27 protein-coding genes, 1 tRNA gene and 1 pseudogene are annotated in these 20,465 nt (G+C 57.2%); 16 read left to right on the plus strand and 13 right to left on the minus strand.

Going from position 1 to position 20,465, the window contains the following annotated elements; translation table 11 throughout:
* Window positions 1-63 precede the first annotated feature (63 nt).
* Together DHN10_RS10035 and DHN10_RS10040 are read left to right on the plus strand one after the other, a co-directional pair.
* Window positions 64-687: a TRAP transporter small permease subunit gene (locus DHN10_RS10035; RefSeq protein ID WP_108815673.1), complete on the plus strand. Its 624-nt coding sequence runs from the start codon at window positions 64-66 to the stop codon at window positions 685-687.
* Window positions 687-2,087: a TRAP transporter large permease gene (locus DHN10_RS10040; RefSeq protein WP_108815211.1), complete on the plus strand. Its 1,401-nt coding sequence runs from the start codon at window positions 687-689 to the stop codon at window positions 2,085-2,087. The genes DHN10_RS10035 and DHN10_RS10040 overlap by 1 nt, the downstream gene beginning before the upstream one ends.
* 26 nt (window positions 2,088-2,113) lie before the next feature.
* On the opposite strand, the gene DHN10_RS10045 is transcribed toward DHN10_RS10040, so the two are convergent.
* Window positions 2,114-2,187: transfer RNA gene (locus DHN10_RS10045), tRNA-Gly, on the minus strand.
* A 139-nt stretch (window positions 2,188-2,326) separates the two neighbouring features.
* Here DHN10_RS10045 and DHN10_RS10050 point away from each other — a divergent pair.
* The 5 genes and pseudogenes from DHN10_RS10050 to DHN10_RS10070 form a co-directional block, all read left to right on the plus strand.
* Window positions 2,327-2,416 (plus strand): annotated as a pseudogene (locus DHN10_RS10050) (transposase); the annotation flags it as partial.
* Between the two features lie 83 nt (window positions 2,417-2,499).
* Window positions 2,500-2,928, plus strand: a complete 429-nt coding sequence (locus DHN10_RS10055; RefSeq protein WP_108815212.1) for a VOC family protein — start codon at window positions 2,500-2,502, stop codon at window positions 2,926-2,928.
* A 26-nt stretch (window positions 2,929-2,954) separates the two neighbouring features.
* The gene (locus tag DHN10_RS10060; RefSeq protein ID WP_234417099.1) at window positions 2,955-3,614 is read left to right on the plus strand and encodes a DUF1194 domain-containing protein; all 660 of its coding nucleotides are present in this window, start codon (window positions 2,955-2,957) and stop codon (window positions 3,612-3,614) included.
* Window positions 3,611-4,336, plus strand: a complete 726-nt coding sequence (locus tag DHN10_RS10065) for a DUF1194 domain-containing protein (protein ID WP_108815214.1) — start codon at window positions 3,611-3,613, stop codon at window positions 4,334-4,336. The genes DHN10_RS10060 and DHN10_RS10065 overlap by 4 nt, the downstream gene beginning before the upstream one ends.
* The gene (locus DHN10_RS10070; protein ID WP_108815215.1) at window positions 4,333-5,049 is read left to right on the plus strand and encodes a DUF1194 domain-containing protein; all 717 of its coding nucleotides are present in this window, start codon (window positions 4,333-4,335) and stop codon (window positions 5,047-5,049) included. Before DHN10_RS10065 ends, DHN10_RS10070 begins: the two co-directional genes overlap by 4 nt.
* A 69-nt stretch (window positions 5,050-5,118) precedes the next feature.
* Here DHN10_RS10070 and DHN10_RS10075 read toward each other — a convergent pair whose 3' ends face one another.
* The 3 genes from DHN10_RS10075 to DHN10_RS10085 form a co-directional block, all read right to left on the minus strand.
* Window positions 5,119-5,655 (minus strand): MarR family winged helix-turn-helix transcriptional regulator, encoded by a 537-nt coding sequence (locus DHN10_RS10075; protein WP_199910660.1) that lies wholly within the window; start codon window positions 5,653-5,655, stop codon window positions 5,119-5,121.
* A 79-nt stretch (window positions 5,656-5,734) separates the two neighbouring features.
* Window positions 5,735-6,007, minus strand: a complete 273-nt coding sequence (locus DHN10_RS10080) for a succinate dehydrogenase assembly factor 2 (RefSeq protein WP_108815216.1) — start codon at window positions 6,005-6,007, stop codon at window positions 5,735-5,737.
* 1 nt (window position 6,008) lies between these two features.
* The gene (locus DHN10_RS10085) at window positions 6,009-6,395 is read right to left on the minus strand and encodes a helix-turn-helix domain-containing protein (protein ID WP_108815217.1); all 387 of its coding nucleotides are present in this window, start codon (window positions 6,393-6,395) and stop codon (window positions 6,009-6,011) included.
* 80 nt (window positions 6,396-6,475) lie between these two features.
* On the opposite strand from DHN10_RS10085, the gene DHN10_RS10090 reads away from it, so the two are divergent.
* Window positions 6,476-7,678, plus strand: coding sequence for a pyridoxal phosphate-dependent aminotransferase (locus tag DHN10_RS10090; RefSeq protein WP_108815218.1), 1,203 nt, complete (start codon window positions 6,476-6,478; stop codon window positions 7,676-7,678).
* The gene (locus tag DHN10_RS10095; protein WP_108815219.1) at window positions 7,675-8,076 is read left to right on the plus strand and encodes a hypothetical protein; all 402 of its coding nucleotides are present in this window, start codon (window positions 7,675-7,677) and stop codon (window positions 8,074-8,076) included. The genes DHN10_RS10090 and DHN10_RS10095 overlap by 4 nt, the downstream gene beginning before the upstream one ends.
* Before the next feature lie 43 nt (window positions 8,077-8,119).
* On the opposite strand, the gene DHN10_RS10100 is transcribed toward DHN10_RS10095, so the two are convergent.
* The 5 genes from DHN10_RS10100 to proC form a co-directional block, all read right to left on the minus strand.
* The gene (locus tag DHN10_RS10100; RefSeq protein WP_108815220.1) at window positions 8,120-8,608 is read right to left on the minus strand and encodes a copper chaperone PCu(A)C; all 489 of its coding nucleotides are present in this window, start codon (window positions 8,606-8,608) and stop codon (window positions 8,120-8,122) included.
* A 66-nt stretch (window positions 8,609-8,674) separates the two neighbouring features.
* A complete protein-coding gene (locus DHN10_RS10105) occupies window positions 8,675-9,034 on the minus strand; it encodes a hypothetical protein (protein ID WP_108815221.1) in 360 nt (119 codons plus the stop codon).
* A gap of 60 nt (window positions 9,035-9,094) precedes the next feature.
* On the minus strand, window positions 9,095-10,042 hold the full coding sequence (locus tag DHN10_RS10110) for a 2-hydroxyacid dehydrogenase (RefSeq protein WP_108815222.1): 948 nt from the start codon (window positions 10,040-10,042) through the stop codon (window positions 9,095-9,097).
* Window positions 10,039-10,377 carry a tRNA-binding protein gene (locus tag DHN10_RS10115; protein WP_108815223.1) on the minus strand — a complete coding sequence of 113 codons (339 nt, stop codon included), beginning with the start codon at window positions 10,375-10,377 and terminating at the stop codon, window positions 10,039-10,041. The genes DHN10_RS10110 and DHN10_RS10115 overlap by 4 nt, the downstream gene beginning before the upstream one ends.
* Window positions 10,370-11,185 carry a pyrroline-5-carboxylate reductase gene (gene proC, locus DHN10_RS10120; RefSeq protein ID WP_108815224.1) on the minus strand — a complete coding sequence of 272 codons (816 nt, stop codon included), beginning with the start codon at window positions 11,183-11,185 and terminating at the stop codon, window positions 10,370-10,372. The genes DHN10_RS10115 and proC overlap by 8 nt, the downstream gene beginning before the upstream one ends.
* 306 nt (window positions 11,186-11,491) lie before the next feature.
* On the opposite strand from proC, the gene DHN10_RS10125 reads away from it, so the two are divergent.
* Complete coding sequence (locus DHN10_RS10125) at window positions 11,492-11,905, plus strand: hypothetical protein (protein WP_108815225.1); 414 nt, start codon at window positions 11,492-11,494, stop codon at window positions 11,903-11,905.
* Between the two features lie 128 nt (window positions 11,906-12,033).
* Here the strand turns inward: DHN10_RS10125 and DHN10_RS10130 are convergent, their stop codons facing one another.
* Entirely contained in the window at window positions 12,034-12,537 is a 504-nt protein-coding gene (locus DHN10_RS10130) for a YbjN domain-containing protein (RefSeq protein WP_108815675.1), read from the minus strand.
* Between the two features lie 231 nt (window positions 12,538-12,768).
* Between DHN10_RS10130 and DHN10_RS10135 the strand changes: the two genes are divergently transcribed.
* Window positions 12,769-13,824, plus strand: a complete 1,056-nt coding sequence (locus DHN10_RS10135) for a M42 family metallopeptidase (protein ID WP_108815226.1) — start codon at window positions 12,769-12,771, stop codon at window positions 13,822-13,824.
* Window positions 13,825-13,870: 46 nt separating this feature from the next.
* On the opposite strand, the gene DHN10_RS19715 is transcribed toward DHN10_RS10135, so the two are convergent.
* Both DHN10_RS19715 and DHN10_RS10145 read right to left on the minus strand, forming a co-directional pair.
* Complete coding sequence (locus tag DHN10_RS19715) at window positions 13,871-14,284, minus strand: hypothetical protein (RefSeq protein ID WP_159086972.1); 414 nt, start codon at window positions 14,282-14,284, stop codon at window positions 13,871-13,873.
* 300 nt (window positions 14,285-14,584) lie between these two features.
* Window positions 14,585-14,827 (minus strand): accessory factor UbiK family protein, encoded by a 243-nt coding sequence (locus tag DHN10_RS10145; protein ID WP_108815676.1) that lies wholly within the window; start codon window positions 14,825-14,827, stop codon window positions 14,585-14,587.
* A gap of 104 nt (window positions 14,828-14,931) precedes the next feature.
* Here DHN10_RS10145 and lgt point away from each other — a divergent pair, with 104 nt between their 5' ends.
* From lgt to DHN10_RS10165, 5 genes are all read left to right on the plus strand, one after another.
* Complete coding sequence (lgt, locus tag DHN10_RS10150; RefSeq protein ID WP_108815228.1) at window positions 14,932-15,810, plus strand: prolipoprotein diacylglyceryl transferase; 879 nt, start codon at window positions 14,932-14,934, stop codon at window positions 15,808-15,810.
* A complete protein-coding gene (locus DHN10_RS10155; protein ID WP_108815229.1) occupies window positions 15,807-16,865 on the plus strand; it encodes a class I SAM-dependent methyltransferase in 1,059 nt (352 codons plus the stop codon). Before lgt ends, DHN10_RS10155 begins: the two co-directional genes overlap by 4 nt.
* Window positions 16,862-17,617, plus strand: coding sequence for a peptidoglycan editing factor PgeF (gene pgeF, locus DHN10_RS10160; RefSeq protein WP_108815230.1), 756 nt, complete (start codon window positions 16,862-16,864; stop codon window positions 17,615-17,617). Before DHN10_RS10155 ends, pgeF begins: the two co-directional genes overlap by 4 nt.
* A gap of 235 nt (window positions 17,618-17,852) precedes the next feature.
* Window positions 17,853-18,014 (plus strand): hypothetical protein, encoded by a 162-nt coding sequence (locus DHN10_RS19720; protein ID WP_159086973.1) that lies wholly within the window; start codon window positions 17,853-17,855, stop codon window positions 18,012-18,014.
* Window positions 18,015-18,239: 225 nt separating this feature from the next.
* On the plus strand, window positions 18,240-19,022 hold the full coding sequence (locus DHN10_RS10165; RefSeq protein ID WP_234417100.1) for a Hint domain-containing protein: 783 nt from the start codon (window positions 18,240-18,242) through the stop codon (window positions 19,020-19,022).
* 4 nt (window positions 19,023-19,026) lie between these two features.
* Here the strand turns inward: DHN10_RS10165 and DHN10_RS10170 are convergent, their stop codons facing one another.
* Window positions 19,027-20,400, minus strand: a complete 1,374-nt coding sequence (locus tag DHN10_RS10170; RefSeq protein ID WP_108815677.1) for an MATE family efflux transporter — start codon at window positions 20,398-20,400, stop codon at window positions 19,027-19,029.
* Between the last annotated feature and the right edge of the window lie 65 nt (window positions 20,401-20,465).

Here is a 20,465-nt window from a genome sequence, read left to right on the forward strand (position 1 = left end):
ACCACGCAGTCGCAAGGGCTGCGTGGTCAACCTCACTTCATCAAACAACCAAACGAGGGTCTGATGGCCACTGCTTCACTTGTGCTGACCGACGGCAGCCACCTCAGCAAATTAGATCAAGCATTCCTGCGTCTGGAGCGCGGTTTTGCTCTGATCAGCGGATTGGCGGTGTTTGGCTTGATGGTGCTGGCGGTCGTCTCTGTCAGCGGGCGCAATGCGATGAACGCACCTTTGCCGGGCTACGTCGATTGGATCGAACAGATCATGCCCCTGATCGCCTTCATGGGCATTTCATTCGTGATGCGCGAAGGCGGGCATATCCGCATGGACATCGTGGTGGGGCAACTCAAAGGCCGCACGCTGTATGTGGTTGAGCTGATCACGACGCTCGCCGTTCTCTTGCTTATGCTGCTGATGGTGTGGGGAAGTTGGGCGCATTTCGACCGCAGCTTCGACTTTGCCGCCCCCCTGTGGAGCCGCGACAGTTCCATGGATATCGCCCTGCCCGTCTGGCCGGCGAAGCTGCTGGCCCCGCTGGCCTTTGGTGTGCTGTGCCTGCGGCTTTGCCTGCAGGTCTGGGCCTATGGACGGGCCATCATAACGGGTCAGGCCATTGCGGTGCCGCTGGTGGCAGATGCCGCGACGCAGGCCCGCATGGAAGCCGATCAACTGAAAGAACAGAACTGATGGAACCGATTGAAATTGGCCTCTGGGTCACCGGCGGTATGTTGGTGATGGTCGTTCTGGGAATGCGCGTGGCTTTTGCCGCCGGGCTTGCAGGCATGATTGGTCTGGTCTGGATTTTCTGGGCCAAGAAAGACTATGGGATCGAAGATTTTGGCTGGGCGCTTAGTGTCGCCGTCCGCACCGCAGGACAAGTGCCACACTCCAAGGTCTCGTCACAGGCCCTGTCGTTGATCCCAACCTTCATCCTCATCGGATATCTGGCCTATTATGCAGGGCTGACCAAGGCGCTCTTTGAAGCCGCCAAACGCTGGATTGCATGGGTGCCGGGCGGGCTTGCCGTTTCAACAGTATTCGCAACGGCAGGCTTTGCGGCCGTATCCGGGGCATCGGTGGCGACATCAGCTGTCTTTGCGCGCATTGCCATCCCAGAGATGCTCAAGATCGGTTACAACAAACAATTCGCGGCCGGTGTTGTGGCGGCTGGCGGCACGCTGGCCTCGCTGATACCGCCCTCGGCCATTCTCGTGATCTACGCGATCATTGTCGAACAAGACGTGGGCAAACTGCTTTTGGCGGGGTTCATTCCCGGCGCCTTCTCGGCGCTGATCTATGCCGCCCTCATCATCGGGATGGCCCTGACGATCAAAGGCTTTGGCCCACCCGTTACCGGCTACACATGGCGCGAACGCTTTGCATCGTTGCCGCCTGCCTTGCCGATCGTCTTCGTGGTCGTGACAATCATCTGCTTTGTCTACAACCCTTTCGGCGGCGATGCTTGGGGCACGCCCACCGAAGGTGGGGCGATCGGAGCCTTTGTCGTGTTCCTGATGGCGCTGTATCAAGGGATGCGCTGGCCACAGCTACGCGACGCATTGCTGGAAACCGCCAAGCTGAGCGTGTTGATATTCACGATCATCTGGGGCGTGCTGATCTACGTGCGGTTCTTGGGCTTCGCTGATCTGCCCAGCGCGTTTTCCGACTGGATCACATCCCTGACCATGTCGCCCATGTTGATCCTGATATGCATTCTTTTGGCCTATGCCGTGCTGGGCATGTTCATGGACGCGATTGGCATGCTCTTGTTAACACTGCCGGTGGTCTACCCTGCGGTCATGGCGTTGAACGGAGGAGAGCTGGTAAGTGCCGTCGACAGCGCCTTTGGTATGTCAGGGCCAATGTGTGCGATCTGGTTTGGCATTCTGGTGGTAAAAATGGCCGAGTTCTGCCTGATCACACCGCCCATCGGGCTGAATTGCTTTGTGGTGGCCGGAGTGCGCGATGATTTGTCGGTGCAGGATGTGTTCAAAGGGGTCACACCGTTCTTTATCGCCGATGCGATCACAATCGCACTACTGGTGACATTCCCGTGGATCGTGCTCTGGTTGCCCAGCCTGGCCTAGGGTTCAGATCGTGTTCTCAGAGAGATTGGAGCGGGCGAGGGGAATCGAACCCCTATCATCAGATTGGAAATCTGAGGTCTTACCATTACACAACGCCCGCGACCTGTGACGGCACTTATTCCACCTGCGATTTGAGGTCAAGATGCACACATCAGGCCCACTCGGAAAATGCGTGTGAAAGGTAACATCATGGGCGTACTTCGTTGAAAAACGCGAGGGTGGTCGAGGGGCATTCGTGGCTTTTTGTCGGTGATTGCTTTGGCATCCGCTCTGAACGCAGGCTCTGCGAAGAGGTGCATCTGAACCTGGTGTATCGCTGTTTCTGCCGTGAAGATTTCCAAGCTGGGCATTTTACTGTGCCTCAAGGCGGGCTAACCTCTTACCAATGCCTGATGCAAAACGGAGAAACGGAATGTCCCTGAGATACTTACACACGATGGTCCGCGTCAAAGACCTTGAAAAATCAATCGCTTTCTACGAACTGCTGGGCCTCAAAGAAACCCGCCGCCATGATAGCGAAGGTGGGCGGTTTTCGCTGATCTTCATGGCGCCTCCGGGACAGGAAGAATGCCCGATCGAGCTGACGTATAACTGGGATGGCGACGACGCACTGCCGACAGATGGGCGGCATTTCGGGCACCTCGCCTACCGCGTGCCCAATATCTACGAGACCTGCCAGCATCTGATGGACAATGGTGTGACTATCAACCGGCCACCCCGCGATGGGCATATGGCGTTTGTGCGTTCGCCCGATAATATCTCGATCGAACTGCTGCAAGAAGGCGATGACCTGCCCGCAGCAGAGCCCTGGGCCAGCATGGAAAACACTGGTCATTGGTAAAGGCCGCGCTTCTTTCATGCCTTTGCTTGGCGGCGGCCCCGGTTGAGGCGTGCCGCCTGGCATTGGTTCTGGCGCTTGATGTCTCATCCTCGGTGGACGCCGAGGAGGACCTGTTGCAGCGCCACGGAATGGCCGCTGCCCTGCTAGCGCCAGAGGTCGAAGCAGCATTTTTCTCTGGTCCGGATCCGGTCGCCATTCAAATTTTCGAATGGAGCGGGCAACAAAATCAGACAGATCTATTGGCTTGGACGCTGATCCAGACGCCCGCGGATTTGCGTCGGGCGGCCAATGCTCTGGCCCGAAGTACACGCGCAACGAACGATATGCCTACGGCGATGGGCTATGCGCTGGGATATGCGTCAATCAAATTGCAACACGCACCTGCCTGTCTTTTTCACACAATCGATATGGCTGGTGATGGCACCAACAATGATGGTTTCGCCCCGGCCTCGGCTTATGCCGCATTTCCCTTTGACGGCGTAACGGTCAATGGCCTTGTGATTTCAGAGCCTGACACAGCGGTCGCTGGCTACTACCTTGCAGAAGTGATCCGCGGCCCGCTGGCTTTTGTCGAAATCGCTGATGGTTTTGCGGACTTCGAGAATGCAATGCGACGCAAACTCGTCAGAGAGCTTTCGGCCCAAATCATCGGGCGGTTCAATATCCAGAAGGGCGCAAACGGATGATCCGCCTTTGCCTCTTTCTGCTGTTGATACCGGGTCTGACCCAAGCTGCATGCCGGCAGGCGTTATCGTTGGCGCTCGACGTTTCAAGCTCGGTTGACGATTCCGAATACCAATTGCAGATTGAAGGAGTGATTGCCGCCCTTAACGCCCCGACGGTGCAGCAAATCCTGTTCTTGCAGCCTGAAACACCGATCATCCTGCATGTGTTCGAGTGGAGCGGCCCAGTCAATCACACCATTGTTGTCCCATGGACCCCCATCACCGGCCCCGCCGATCTTGCCCGCATCACGGCGCAGTTGCGCGCCCATGAACGGGGTGTGAAGGCCCCAAACACAGCCGTGGGATCGGCGATGTTGGCGGGCTTTACCTATCTCGAACAGCAGCCTGACTGCTGGCTGCGCACCTTGGATATCTCTGGCGATGGAGAAACCAACACCGGACCATTACCCGAAGAAATTGGCGATGACCTGCGCCCCGAAGGGGTCATCGTGAATGGTCTTGTGGTCGGGTCAGGCAACTTTTTTGGGGATCAAGTCAGCCTGCAATCACTCGAAGACCTGCGCGACTATTATCTGGAAAACGTCATTCGTGGGCCCGGCGCCTTTGTCGAAGTTGCATTGGACTACAAAGACTACGCCGCCACAATGGAACGGAAATTGCTGCGTGAACTGGCCGCGCAAATCCTTGGCCAGACCGACGACATCGCCGGATCAAAGGGATGATCCGCCTCATTGCCTTGCTGATGATCTTGCCGGGGTTGGCGCAGGCAGCCTGCAGGCAGGCTTTGGCACTGGGGCTTGATGTCTCTGGCTCGGTTGATGCTGCCGAATATCGGTTGCAGCTTGATGGATTGGCCATCGCGCTAAACAGCGCGCGCGTGCAGGAGGTGCTTTTCGTCCAGCCCGATGCGCCGGTGCATGTGCTGGTCTATGAATGGAGCGGCCCGCTTGATCAAACGATCATTGTGCCATGGACAGCACTTTCAACGCCGCAAGACCTGTCGATTGTCACCCAAACCCTGCGTCGCCAACCGCGCAGTGCCGCAGCGCCAACCACGGCCATAGGCTCTGCCATGCGGGCCGGTTTTGCATATCTGGAACAGATGCCCATGTGTTGGAAACGAACATTGGACCTATCTGGCGATGGGGAAACCAACACCGGGCCGCGCCCGCAGGACATCGGACCAGAGCAAACACCAACTGGGGTTGTCGTGAATGGTCTGGTCATCGGCTCTGGCAATCTGCGCGGAGGCGACGCACGTTTCGCCGATGTCAAAGAACTGTCATCCTACTACAGCAGCTACGTCCTGCGCGGACCGGGTGCCTTTGTCGAAGTTGCCCTTGGGTTTGAGAATTACGCCGCCGCCATGGAACGCAAGTTGCTGCGCGAACTGGCAAGCATCGCCATAGGCGATGCATCCACAGCGACACGCTGACACAAGCTACCACTGGCAAGCGCCAGCGATTGCCAGTGGTAAGATGTACCAAGTGCGATTCGAAACGCGCTAGTAGATGTAGCGGATCTGGTCAGTCCAATACCGCTCGACCCGGCGCAATGCCGCGGTGATTTCCTCAAGCCCGTCATGGTCCACGACCTGACGTTTGACCAATCCTTCGGAGTGGGTGCGGAACAGCTTGCCCACCACGGCATGCACGCCCCTGCCCTTTTCGGTCAGGCGCACACGCACGGAGCGACGGTCAATCTCACTGCGTTCGTGGTGCATATATCCTGCCTCAACCAATTTCTTGAGGTTGTAAGACACGTTTGAACCTTGATAATAGCCGCGCGATTTCAATTCACCGGCTGTGACCTCGTTATCGCCGACATTGAACAGCAACAGCGCCTGCACGGCGTTGATTTCCAGCAGGCCCAAACGCTCGAACTCGTCCTTAATGACGTCCAGCAGCAGACGGTGCAAACGTTCCACAAGGGTCAGCGCATCAAGATATGTGTTCATGAATGCCGCACTACGCGCGTCCGCCATGCCGTCAGTTTCGGGATTACCATTGTCAGGGCCAATCATCTCTGTGTGAATGCTCATGCCGCTCATACTCCATCTTTGTCTTGCAAACAGAGCTAAGCTGAAACCAACAACATTCAGTTAAGGTCAAATTGGCGATTTAGGCCGGACGGGTCACACCTTGGGCGCCTGCGGCAATCTGCGTGATCAGATCAAGATAAACCTCTGGCACGGGGAACTGCCCGCCGACCCAGCCATAAATATCATGGTCATTCTCGGCCAAAAGCCGATCAAAAAGCTGCAAACCATCATCGGAAAAATCGGCCAGATGGGCATCAGCAAAGGCTGAGAGGATCAAATCCATCTCTTTGATCCCGCGCCGCATCGCGCGCATGCGCAGGCGTTTGATCATCGTCTCGCGTGTTTCGGACATATCAGTCCTTGAGTGCCGCGCGCAGGCGTTTTTCAAGGCGCGCCAGCTTTTCGCCGGATTGGGCCACTTCGCTGCGCAAGCCGCGAAGTTCGGCCAGCAGATCAAGCACATCAAGGCCGACACCACCCAGATCTTCGGGCGCCTCCGGGCCTTCGCCTGCGCCAGTCAAAAGCCAGCTCATCGACACGCCAAGGATCCCCGACACCATCTGCAAACGGTTCGCCCGCGGCTCTTTAAGGTCATTTTCCCAGCTGACGATCACGGCCTGTTTGACGCCGAGCTTGCTAGCAAGCCCTTTCTGGTCAAGCCCTGCTGCCTCGCGGGCACCTGCAAGCCTGTCACCGAAAGTCGCTGTTTCCGCGCTGAACCAATCGAGATCTTCTGCCACGTCGTTTCCCTTCACGCTTGCTATGGGTCGTGCCCACGTCCTATGTCAAAGACAGTGCACAAATACCACCGGATAAAGACATGACATTTCTCTCTGCGACACTCGACCGCGTCAAACCGTCTCCGACAATTGCTGTCACGACTAAAGCAGCAGAGCTGAAGGCGGCGGGGCGCGACGTCATTGGGCTTGGCGCGGGCGAGCCGGATTTTGACACCCCGCAAAATATCAAAGACGCCGCTGTCGCCGCCATTGCCGAAGGTAAAACGAAATATACTGCTGTTGATGGTATCCCCACGTTGAAAGAGGCGATTTGCGCCAAATTCACCCGTGACAACGATCTGGACTACGTGCCTGCGCAGGTCACCGTGGGTACGGGCGGCAAACAGGTGCTCTATAACGCGTTCATGGCGACGCTCAATCCCGGCGATGAAGTGATCATCCCCGCCCCCTATTGGGTCAGCTATCCCGATATGGTGCTGCTGGCAGGCGGCACGCCTGTCACCGTAGAGGCGACACTGGAGGCGAATTTCAAGATCACGCCCGCACAGCTAGAGGCGGCGATCACCCCGCAAACCAAATGGTTCTTGTTCAACTCTCCCTCCAACCCAACAGGCGCAGGCTATAGCTGGTCAGAGTTGAAAGAGCTGACTGACGTTCTGATGCGCCATCCCCATGTGTGGGTCATGACGGATGACATGTACGAACACCTAGCCTACGGCAATTTCAAGTTCTGCACTCCGGCGCAGGTCGAACCCGGACTTTATGATCGGACATTGACGGTCAACGGAGTCTCCAAAGCCTATGCAATGACAGGTTGGCGGATCGGCTACGCGGCAGGGCCAGAGCATTTGATCAAGGCGATACGCAAGGTACAATCGCAATCAACGTCCAACCCCTGCTCTGTCAGCCAATACGCGGCCGTCGAGGCGCTGAACGGCACGCAGGACTTCCTCAAACCCAACAACACGCTGTTCGAGGGGCGGCGCGATCTGGTTGTGTCCATGCTTAATCAGGCGCCGGGGATTGTCTGCCCCAAACCTGAGGGCGCATTCTACGTTTACCCGTCGATTGCTGGATGCATTGGCAAGACCTCAGCGGCGGGCACGGAAATCACCGATGACGAGGTTTTTGCAACGGCACTGCTTGAAGAAACCGGCGTGGCGGTTGTTTTTGGCGCCGCATTCGGGCTGAGCCCTAATTTCCGGGTCAGCTATGCCACCTCGGATGAGGCGCTTAAAGAAGCATGCCAGCGTGTTATAACCTTCTGCGAAGGCCTGACATGAGCGCGCTGCCAGAGCTCTATTTCCGCATCCGCGACAATGGGGCGGCAGTGTTTCGGCTGGATGCAGAAAACCGGGACCGGCGGCTGGAGATGGACCAGATTGCGGTTGTGAACACCAACCGGGGTGACTTCAAAGCGCAAGGTGACCACATGCTCAGCCCCGAAGAAACGGCGGCGATTGAGGATTGGACAGAAAAGCGGATGGCACTGCTTTCCAGGCGCACGTTGGATGATATCCACCGCGTCGTTGACCACCTCAACCTGACGTCACACTGGGCGCAGAGCAAGGCAAGTGATGACGCGTTGGAAGAGGTCACCGATGATCTGCTTTTGGCCATGCATGATCTGCGCAGCGTGCTGGTGCGCAAGAAGGCCGACAGGATAAGCTCAGGCGACTAGGTCGGGGCAGGATTTCCCCGCCCCACCTGAATGATCCCAAGGATCAGTTACCAGTGCCGTGCGTGCTATGGTCCATCTGTTCCATATCGGCGGCATCGCGCGCCTCAACGTTAAAGACCACCTCAAGCGATCCGGCCTGTTCAAAAACCAGTGTCGCAGGCACGGCTTCACCAACTTCAAACGGATCGCCGTCCAGCCCCATGAACATCACATGGAACCCACCGGGCGCCAATTTGACGGTCTCTCCTGCGGGGATATCAACAGCGTCAACATGGCTCATTGAGGCCACACCGTCTTGCATGGTGGTTGTGTGGATCATGACGCGGGGGAACGCGGCCTCAACAGCGACAAGCCGGTCGTCGGTGCTGCCCGTATTTGTGACGGTCAGATAGCCTGCACCTGACATCGCGGTAGCCGTCGTCTCAAACGCCATGGGATGGTCAACAACAAGGGCACCAACCTTGAATTCATGGGCTGTAGCAGGTGCAGACAAGGCGAGAAGAGCCATTGCGGCATAGGAATAGGTTTTCATGGGATTTCTCCGATTGGCGGCGTTGGATTGGCCGCATTTGTTTGATCTAAAGGGGATTATTAAAGATCAAACAACCGGAGGTGCCCGCACGGGGCGCGACGGGTCAGCCGCACCGCCTAGGTGACAAATGCCACCAAGCACAGGCATCGCAGCCGCGCCACCAAGAGAGACACGCGATGCATGCGCAGCTGCCGTCGGCACGGATGCGCTATCCACAAGGCGGCAGGCATCGCAGGATTGGCCAACATGGTCGCCGCTTGCATCGCCGCAAACCTCGTCCAGCGAGCCACCGGCGACGAGGTATTCCAGCAGGTCACGGTCCACATCAACGGGAATGACCCGATGCGCAAAGCCGGTACTGGCCAGCGCGACCAGCAAGGCGACAACAAGACAGAGCTTGGCAAATGTGGTGGTCAGAATACGCATCTTGATTTCGCTATAATTGGGTGCCGCAGAATGGGCCAGCCCAAACGGCGCGACATTCTTTCAAACCGCTTGGGGAAGCGGGCGGCCTTCATCCCAAGCGATGATGTTATCCAGCGCCATCTGCCCCATGGCCGCGCGCACTTCTAGTGCTGCGGTGCCCAGATGGGGCAGTAGGGTGACATTCTCCATTGCGCGAAAGGCATCTGGCACGCTGGGCTCATTGGCAAAGACATCCAGACCCGCCCCCGCGATCTGACCCTTTTGCAAGGCGGCGATCAACGCCGGTTCGTCCACAACATCGCCGCGCGCAATGTTGACGAAAATTCCCGATGGTTTCATCGCTGCCAAAGCTGCCGCATCAATCATCGCCGTATTGCCGCCACCGCCCGGAACGGTGACCACAACGATGTCCGCAGCCCCCATTAGCTTTGCCAGAGTTTCAACCTGTGTCGCTGGCATATCGACCGCCTTGCGCGAGCGATTGAAGTAAATCACCGGCATATCAAACCCATAGTGACAGCGCCGGGCCACCGCTTGACCGATCCGGCCCATGCCAATGATCCCCACGGTCTTGCCGGTCACATGGCTGCCCAGCATATGGGTCGGGCCCCAGCCGTCCCATTTGCCCGCACGCACGAGGCGTTCACCCTCGCCCGCGCGGCGGCAGGTGGACAGTATCAAGGTCATGCCAATATCTGCCGTGGCATCAGTGACAACGTCAGGTGTGTTGGACACAGCAACACCCGCCTGCGCTGCGGCTGCCACATCAATGTGATTGTACCCCACGCCAAAATTGCCAAGCACACCGCAGCGGATTTCACCTGCAAAGGCCTCTGCCGTGAACTGATCACCCAATGTGGGCAGGATCGCGTCGTAGTCGCGCAAGGCCGCAGCGGCCTCTTGCACGGTCAACCCGTCTGCGCTTTCGCGGACCGTCACATCATAGCGTGCGCGGGCCGCATCCAGATTGGCATCAGGCAGCACGCGTGTGATCAATAGTTTCTTCAATGCAGACGCCCTCCTGTTGGCACAGATTGGTCAGGGCCAACCAAAACGACCTCGCCATGCTCATCAGGCATGCCCAGGACCAAAACCTCGGACATGAACTTGCCAATCTGGCGTGGCGGGAAATTGACCACAGCCATCACCTGACGACCCACCAGCGCCTCTGGCCGGTAATGCGCTGTGATCTGGGCCGATGTCTTTTTCTCGCCGATCTCTGCACCAAAGTCGATCCAGAGCTTGATCGCCGGTCTGCGCGCCTCTGGGTAAGGTTCAGCGCGTAGAACGGTGCCCACGCGTACGTCAACTTTCAGGAAATCATCAAAGGTGATTTCAGCCATTTGCCAGCTCCTTTGAACGGGCCGCTGCTGCAGCAACAGCACGGCGCAGCAGTGGTGGAAAGCCGTTCTCTTCGTCCATCAAGACCTCCAACGCAGCCTGCGTGGTGCCATTGGGAGAGGTCACATTCACGCGCAATTGTGCAGGATCTTCGTCTGCTTCCTCGGCCAATTCACCAGCACCGCCGACGGTCGCCTTGGCCAGTTGCATCGCTAATTCTGGTGCAAGGCCCGCCGCTTCGCCCGCGGCGGCCAGTGTTTCGATCAAGTGGAACACATAAGCCGGACCAGACCCCGACACAGCCGTGACCGCATCCATCTGGCTTTCACTGTCCAGCCGGACAACCTGACCGATGGTGGTCAAAAGAGCTTCGGTCAGATCAATGTCCGCCTCTTGCGCATGATCATTGCCAATCAGGGCGGTGATTCCCCGCCCAATTGCTGCAGGAGTGTTCGGCATGGCACGGACAATCGGGGTCTGCGCGCCCAGCAGTTCCTCAAACGTCGCGATCGCTGTGCCTGCGGCAATAGAGATGACAAGAGTTCGGCCATTTCCATAGGCGCGTATCTGCGGCAGTGCGGCTCCCATCATCTGCGGCTTGACCGCTATGAGAACAATAGCAGGGTCATCCGGTAGATTGTCGTTGATATGGACACCTTGCTCACTCAACCAATCGGATGGGTAAGGATCAATCACCCATACAGAGGTCGGCGGCAGCCCTGTCCGCAACCATCCTTCCAACATGGCCGACCCCATCTTGCCACAGCCCAACAAGACCAGCCCACGGTCTGCCACATCAGTCATGTTCATCGACGCACCTCTTGAATAGTTTTCAAGAGGTTAGCCAAAGGTGAAGCAGGATGAAACCCAGATTTGCGAGCGGATGATCGCGCCCGCAGCGTCGCAGTCGCAGTTAAGAAATCCGCGGCGCGTCGCAATGGGCAATTGCGCCGCATTAGGAGAAAGTTAACCACTTTCCCAATATTGACGTTGCGGCATCCATATCCTGCCGCATTTGAAGAACATAAGATCGGTATTTAGTAAGTGACCGTTAGTAGGTGCCCGTTGTTGTACGATTTTGATATTTGGGAGGTCGCTCCCGCGTCAGAAAAAACTATGTCCGAACCATTTCGCCACGAAGGGTCGGGATCCCTTCCGCTGGCACGGTTCCGCTATCAGGAAACGGCAGATGCCGCCGCGAACGCCCCCGCGCCCATTCGGATGTTTTTAGAAAATGTGGGTTTTGACTTTCAAGCCAACCCCAGTCGGGTCCCTGACGGGTTCTATGATGAAAAACTAGATAAGGCGCGACTAGAGCTGATCGATCGCATGACAGAGACGCTTTCAAACCGCGCATTGCGCAAGGCGATTGAGCGCAAGAATGACCAGTGCAACTTTGATCACCGCGCATTCATGACTAGCGTTGTGACGGCCAAACCCATCAAACTTGATGAAAATGGTAACGTCTTCCGCATCATCCCCAAACGGCCGAGCCTGACACCGCGGCGCAGACGCCCGCGCCCCGTTTAGGGCAAATCAGCCCGCCACGCAGAAGGAATTGGTGATAGGCCCAACCTGCAATGTGCAAATCATTCAGGACAAGGGACTGCGTCGCCTCCATCCCTTGCTCATTGCACAAAACCCGCTAGGTGCGCAGATCAGGCGCGCCCGTATGCCCCGCCAATGGCCACCTGAACAGCCTCTTCCGGCGTCCTCTCGGCCCATGTGACCAACTGGATCGCAGGGTAATACTGCTCGCACGCCGCCACCGCGGCCCCAATCATCGTGTCGATCTGATCCGGTCCTGCGACCTGATCACCGGTCAGCATCAGACCATAGCGATAGACCATCAGTTTTTGTTCATTCCACCATGTAAATGCACCCGCCCAGCAACGGTCGTTTATGGTGTTCAGCGTCTCGTAAAGGGCCGGCATCCGATCTTCGGGCGGCTCCATCTCGTAGGTGCAGATCAGGCGGAGTGTCTCATCATAGGCGGACCAGGCAAGGGTGATGGAATAAGTGCGCCACTGGCCTTCCACGGCCATTGCGATCTGGTCATCGTGAATACGGTCGAACTCCCACGCATGGTGTTCTGCGATATGTTCCACAAGATCGATGGGATGAAGATCATCAGCCTCAAGGTAATGTTCGGACAATGCCATATGCTCGGCCTCACTGCGTTGGCGCATGGGTCATGGCAGTGCCCAAGCGCTAGGTGCCTGCTCTAGGGGCGGTGTTGCCCACCGTTCCCCATACTAGATATCGTGGCCCAACCAAGGCGCACCTGTAAAGCAATTTCTTGGGGATAACCGCGCAGCTACAGAAATTTCATGTGGATAATTGCCATCCGCCCGCAAGCAGCCCAATCTAAGCGCAACCAAGGAGCACCCCATATGAACACTGACCTTCTCAGACGATTGTGCGAAATGCCCGGCGTGCCCGGCCATGAAGAGCGCGTGCGCGACCTGATCACGTCAGAGGTGGAGTGTCTCTTTGAAAGTGTCGAAACTGACCCCATGGGCACGCTGCTTTGCCGTCGCGATGCGACCAAAAAGGACGCGCCCAAGATCATGTTGCTTTGCCATATGGATGAGATCGGTTTTCTGGTCAGCCATATCGACAAGAATGGTTTTCTCTATGTCTTGCCTGTTGGTGGCTTTGACCCCCGCAACCTCTTCTCTCGTCGCGTTCTGGTTTGCACCGATCAGGGTGACTTCAAAGGTGTGATGAATCCCGGCGGCAAGCCTGTGCACATCTCATCCCCCGAAGACCGCAAGAAAATCCCCGAAGTTGGTGAGTTTTTCATCGACCTTGGTATGGGCAAGGCGGCGCATGATATCGTCAAAGTCGGCGATTACGTGGTCATGGACGAACCCTTTCTTGAGATGGGGGACAAATTCGTGTCCAAAGCACTGGATAACCGCATCGCCTGCTGGCTGGGGATCGAGGCGATCCGGGCCTTGGGCGATAAAGGGCGCGGCGCGGAAATCCACGTGGCCTTCACAACGCAAGAAGAGGTGGGCCTGCGCGGCGCACGCACCTCTGCCTATGCGATCAAACCGGACATTGGGTTGGGCATCGACGTGACGCTATCCTGCGACACGCCGGGCATCCCCGACAAGGACGCCACGACCATTCAGGGCAAGGGGTTCGGTCTGCACGTGCGCGACAGTTCGTTCATCGCTGACAAACGGTTGGTGGGCGAAATCGAGGCCTTGGCAATCAAGAAGAAGATCCCCTACCAGCGCACCATGCTGGCCTCTGGCGGGCAAGACGGCGCGGCAGCCCAGCAAGCGGCTGCGGGTGCGCGGGCAGTGGGTATCACCGTTGGGACGCGGTATATCCATACGGTGACCGAGATGATTGAGAAGGATGATTTGCATGCGGCGCTGGATATTCTGGTGGCGTATTTGGGGGAGTTTCAAGAAACTGATCAAATACTCAGCTAGTGCGCAATGTATTTCGCCACTAGTCGATGGGACCTAGTGCAACATCCTAGGAGCAGCCAGTAGTCTGACAAATGGCAACAATGCTGATATTCCCTTGCGATATTCCATTTCCGTTGAAAGTCGCTGCTCCGTCAAACCCGGACCCTACCCTTAAGTCCCCAACGATCCCAGAGCCACCGTCGCCACGAATTTGGCCAGAGCCATTTGTACCTTCTAGCGCAACGATGTTAGCGCCGCTGCTTAATTCACCAGAGTATTCGAAATCAAATGTATTCCCGCTCACCTCACCGTTTCGCAATGAGATTCCCCCAGAAAAGAATATTGGATTACTTTCATCTGCGTCATCAACGCCAACAAAACCATCCAGTTTCCCGTCAACGGCCGATGTTCCGAAATCTACTCTGATTTCGGCATCACCATAGAGATCGAGCTGTTTCGCGCCTTGATCGAAGTAGTTCATGGTCCCTCTTGAAAATCCTTTGTACACCACGGTCGCAGAGTCTGGTAACGAATCCAAGTTCCCTTGTCTCAGGTTTATTACCGTTGACGAAAGGTCGCGGTAATCTTGATCAATCTCATAGAAGTCCCGCGATCCCGTCTCAAAACTGTCTCCTCCAGATGAGGACCCACCACAAGCAGACACCGCAACCGCCACAAGGGCTCCAAATATCAACCTAAGCACGAAAATCTCCATTCAAGCACAATCATATTCCGGATAAACCAGATAACAGATCTGATAACAATGCTCTTTGGATTTGGGCTACTTCTTTCCTTCCAGCGCTGCGATCCGCGCCGCCAGCGCTTCATTCTCTTCGCGTGCTTTTTGCGCCATCGCCCGCACCGCGTCGAATTCTTCGCGGGTCACGAAATCGCGGTCGGCTAGCCAGCGGTCCATCATGGATTTCATCGCGGTGTTCGCCTCATCCTTCGCCCCTTGGGCCACGCCCATGGCGTTGGTCATCAGTTGGCTCAGGTCGTCAAGAATTTTGTTGTTGCTCTGCATGGGATCCTCCATTGGCGTCGCACCATGTATGGGGCTTGCATCCGCCGATCACAACCCAACCCCACCGGTTGACAATGCCGCAGCACCAGACAAGGAATGGCGGCATGTTTGCTGCCATTCCCTTCCCCGATATCTCGCCCGAGATTTTCTCGTTCACCGTCTTCGGGGCGACGATTGCCCTGCGCTGGTACGCCATGGCCTATATCGTGGGCATCGCGATCGGCTGGCAAATCATCAAACTGGCGCTGAACCGCCCGCATCTGTGGCGCAATGGCCCCCCGATGCAGGTCAGCCAGTTGGAAGATCTGCTGACCTACATCGTCGTCGGTGTGATCGGTGGCGGGCGATTGGGATATGTATTTCTCTACAAACCCGCTGATTTTCTGGCCGCGCCGCTGGATATCTTCAAGATCTGGGAAGGCGGGCTGTCCTTCCATGGTGGATTCCTTGGTGTTGTGCTGGGCGTTTACCTTTTCAGCCGCCGCCACAAGGTGCCGCTGCCTGATCTGGCCGATATCATCGCAGTCTCAGCCACCCCAGCGATCCTGTTGGTGCGCATCGCAAATTTCATCAACGCAGAGCTTTGGGGGAGGCAGACGGAACTGCCATGGGGCGTCATCTTCCCCGGTGCCGCAGCGCAATCTTGTGCGACGGTCGGCGAACCCTGTGTACGCCACCCTTCGCAGCTTTATGAGGCGGGCCTTGAGGGGCTGCTACTGGGCACCATCCTGATCCTGCTGGCCTTCCGCTTTGGTGCGCTGAAAAAGCCGTGGCTGCTGACCGCAATCTTCTTCATGGGTTATGGGCTGGCGCGTTTCATCGTGGAATTTGTCCGCCAACCCGACGCCCAATTCGTGAGTCTGGGCAATGAGCTTGGCCTGCGCCTGCATATCGACGGCTATGGGCTGACCATGGGCCAGTTGCTTAGCCTGCCAATGATCCTTGCGGGGCTTACCGTGATCCTGATGGCGCGGCGCAGATGAGTACGCTGGGTGATCTGCTGATCGCCCGCATCGCGCGGACCGGGCCGATGAGCATCGCGGACTATATGGCCGATTGCCTGCTGCATCCCGAACACGGGTATTATGCCACGCGCGATCCGCTAGGCGTTGCTGGCGATTTCACGACAGCGCCCGAGATTAGCCAAATGTTTGGTGAATTGATTGGATTGGCGCTGGCGCAAAGCTGGGTGGATCAAGGCCAACCTGCGGCCATAACCCTTGCAGAGCTTGGACCGGGGCGCGGTACCCTGATGACGGATGCCCTGCGTGCCACTAAGGCTGTGCCGGGGTTTCATGATGCGCTGAGCGTTCATTTCGTCGAGGCGTCCCCGGTGTTACGTGAAGCGCAAGCGAAGATGGTGCCCCACGCCATCTGGCATGACAGCATCGACACACTGCCCGATGCTCCGCTTTATCTGATCGCCAACGAATTCTTTGACGCCCTGCCGGTCCGGCAATTCGTTCGGACCGACGACGCATGGCGCGAGAAAATGGTTGGGGTTGCGGATGATGCCCTTAGTTTCGGGCTTTCTGCACCTGCAAGTTTGGCGGTGCTGGAACACCGGCTGGTCGACACCAAAGAAGGCGACCTGATCGAGCATTGCTCCGCCCTTCCCGGTATCATTCAACAGATTAGCCAAAGGATCGGCACGCAAGGCGGGGCTGCGCTGATCATTGACTATGGTGACTGGCAATCATTGGGCGACACGTTGCAAGCGCTCAAGGGGCACCAAAAGGCGGACGCTCTCAAAAGCCCCGGCAGCGCCGATCTGACCGCACAAGTAGATTTCGCAGCCATTGCCGCCGCGGCGGAACCGGCAAAGTTCAGCCGCCTGACCCCGCAAGGTGTGTTCCTTGAGCGGTTGGGGATCACGCAGCGCGCACAGGCACTGGCCAAAGGGCTGAAGGGAGACGCCTTGCAATCGCATATCGCGGCACATCGGCGCTTGACGCATCCGGGCGAAATGGGTGACCTTTTCAAAGTGATCAGCCTTTACCCCGCATCGGCCACCCCGCCCCCCGGACTGGAACCATGACACTCGACATTCTCACCGATCCACTTTTGCATGGCACCCCGCATGGGTTCTTTGCGCGCGCAGGTGGGGCGTCATCTGGTGTCTTTGAGGGGCTGAACTGCGGTTATGGCAGCTCTGATCAGCATGACGTTGTGACGATCAACCGGGCGCGCGCAGCTCAGGCTTTGGGTGTACCGTTGCCAAACCTTGTCGGGGTGCATCAGGTTCATTCTGCGGATGTGGTGACAGTGGCCAAGCAGCATGAAACCGCTCCCAAGGCCGATGGCATGGTCACAGCCACACCCGGTATCGCACTGGCAATCCTGACGGCGGATTGCCAACCCGTGCTTTTTGCAGATCGGGCGGCGGGCGTTGTCGGGGCTGCACACGCGGGATGGAAAGGCGCGTTGAACGGTGTGCTAGAGGCAACCGTGGCAAGCATGGAGGCGCTTGGTGCCAAACGCGAAAGCATCGCCGCCGTGATCGGCCCTTCGATCAGCCAAGACAACTATGAAGTCGGACCGGATTTCCGTGAGACCTTTTTGGCCGTCGATCCCACCTACAATCGATTCTTTCTAAAAGGGGATCAGGACCGCTTTCAGTTCAACCTGCCGGCCTTTGGATTGGCACAGCTTGAACGCAGCGGAGTGTTGCGCGCCCGTTGGACGCGGGACTGCACTTATGCGAGCCCGAGCCGATTCTTCAGTTATCGGCGGTCTGTTCATCAAAAAGAGGCAGATTATGGGCGCCTGATCGCCGCGATCCGGCTTTGAGTGACAGAAAGTTAACAGAAAAAGGCGTCCGCGCCCCAGTTAGTTAAACATTTGTTCATCAACGCGGCGCGATCATGATTTATTTGTATTATTTTTCAAATACTTGTGGCGTTTCGTCGGAATAAGACAGCCGCCGACCATAAAACCCGAAATCCGTCAAATTGCTGCCTGCTTGGTCACCGAAGATATGCTCAATCGCACTCGAAACCGAGGCGACGAAAAAAGAGGTATCAAGATGAAAAGCCGCTGGCAGAAATCCCTTGAAGCAGCCGTTGCTGCATATGACACCCCAATGCCTTGGGCACGCGGTGAAATGCGCAACGAAATGATCGCGCGCCGCAAGCAAAAGGCTGAAGGTGGGCAACAGCATCGTTTGGTCGCTGCGCGCCGCGCCTAGTTATCCGTACCTTTCCTGTCAGGTCTGTCTGATCTGACAACCCCAACGGACGACGCTCTGGCACCTAAAGAACTGACCTGTGTTTCTGGGTCGTTTGCCGGTCCCGTCTCCACAAAATCGGTCGCTCCCGCGCGATCAAGCGTAACCATCACAGTTTTTCCGAAGGTGCCGGGTGGGGCTAAACGGATAATGTGAAAACCAATAGGCCTTCGCATGGACCATTCAATGAACGCTGCTGTCGCACGATCAGCAGAGATATTTAGCCAGTCAAACGCGCGCCAGCAGCCAATGCCGCAGGAACGCCCCGTCACCAGTTCAACCCCGGTGCGCAAATACGAGGTTTGCTACCTTACACCTAAGGCAAAAGAGCGCGAGTTCTCTGTTCAGGCACGCGCGTTGCCGTCGGTCGAAAGCGCTTTTTCCGCACTTGGCCCCAACGCCATTGTGCAGACCCGACGTGGACATTTCGCCGTCGAGGACGTTTGGCCGGGCGAAGATATCAAGCTCAGCGATGGCACGTATGAACGCCTGCTGTGGCGCGGCAAGATCACGCTGTCGCCCGCCAATGTGGATGGTGAAGCCGCCTCAAAACCAACAACGTTGACGCGTGTGACATCCGAAACCTATGGGCTGAACCGCCCCGAAGGTGATCTTGTCCTCGGCCCATCCGCCCGCATTCTGCACCGTGCCGCCGGGATCAAACGGCTCAAAGGCTGCGACAGGGCGTTTATCCCTGCGGCTGATTTTGTCGATGGGAACACCATTCTCGAAATCGCGCCAACCCACCCCACGCCTGTTTATCAGTTCGGCTTTGCCACCCATTGCAGCATGAGCGTCAATGGATTGGATGTGGAATCCCTTCACCCAGGCACGCCCTTTGAGTTGGGTTTGCGGGGTGCTGGCCTGACGGCTTTCCTGTCGCTGTTCCCGCATAAAACATCATTCGAGGACTTCGGCCTACTGGCCCATCCGCGCCTTCGCCTGCAAGATCTTGATCTGCTAAGCTAACGCGTCAGGTTTCCGCGGTTATCGGGGGCGCAATCCGCACGGATCGCCCCCAGAACCGCCACAACAGCAATACAGCGGCAATCGCAAGGCCAATCACCAGCCCTAGCCACAGCCCAACCGCACCCATGTCAAACGTGAAGGCGAGCATGTAGCTGACCGGCAGGCCAATGACCCAATAGCTGATCGTGGCCATGACCATTGGCACAGTGGTGTCCTGCACGCCGCGCAACAGTCCCAGGGCCAGCACCTGCAACCCATCCACCAGTTGAAACAGGGCCGCGACCATAATTAGGCTGGCCCCAATGCGCAGCAATGTGGCGCGTTCAGGCTCGTCTGGATCGATGAACAACGACACCAACACCTCTGGCATAGCGAGGAAGATAAGCGACGTCAGCACGGCAAAGACTGCCGACAACCCAATCGCCGTAATCCCGCCCCGACGCAGCGATGGTTCGTCCTTGCGGCCCAGCGCCCGCCCGGCCCGCACCGTCGCCGCCTGTGAAAAGCCGATGTGGACCATAAAGGTTAAGCTGGCCAGTTGAATGGCAATACCATGGGCGGCCAGCTCGATCGGGCCAATCCAACCCATCATCACCGCAGAGGCGCTGAACAAACCGCCCTCGGCCAGTGACGTCAGACCAATCGGCCAGCCCAGCATATAGACGCGCTTCATGATCTCGCTGTCAGAACGCCAGAAATTCTTGAAGAGTTCAAATTGCGGCAGCTTGCGCAGGATATAGATCACTAGGATGACCACCGTCAGCCCGGTCACGGCAAGCGACGCTATCGCGGCCCCTTTGATGCCCAGCTCCGGTGCGCCCCAGTTGCCAAAAATCAGAGCGTAATTGACGAACGCATTCATGATCGCCGTGCCAATCGTCGCCCAAAGAATAATCGCCGTATGTTCCATCGCCGCCAAAAACGCCTTGAACGTCATGATGATCAGCGCAGGCACCATCTGCCAGATGATGATCTGAAGATAGATATGCGCCATCGCCGCCACTTCGGCGTCCTGCCCGATGGCCAGCAGGATATCCTCGGCCCAGAAGAACGGAACCGTGACCACCAGCCCGTACATGATTGACAACCACAGCCCCATGCGCGTCACGCGGCGCACCTGCACGTCGTCGTTTTCCTCGGCCGCGGCGGCCACCAAAGGCGTCACCGCTTGGGCAAAGCCAGCACCGACGATGAAGATCACAAAGAACATCGTGCCCGCGATGGTCGACGCCGCCAAGGCAACCACATCATACCAACCCAACATGATCGTATCGGTGATATGAATAGCAAACTGCGCCAGATTGCTGAGGATGAGTGGCATCCCAAGTGTCCAGATCGCACGGCTGTGCTCTTGATATGTGTGTGCAATGGGTTGCATGTTACCAGCATTAGGCATGTCTTTGACTTTGGTAAAGTCTTGTCCGTACCTGTCAGCAGTCCCAT

It is taken from the genome of Loktanella sp. Alg231-35 (genome assembly GCF_900143545.1).
Taxonomy (GTDB): domain Bacteria; phylum Pseudomonadota; class Alphaproteobacteria; order Rhodobacterales; family Rhodobacteraceae; genus Yoonia.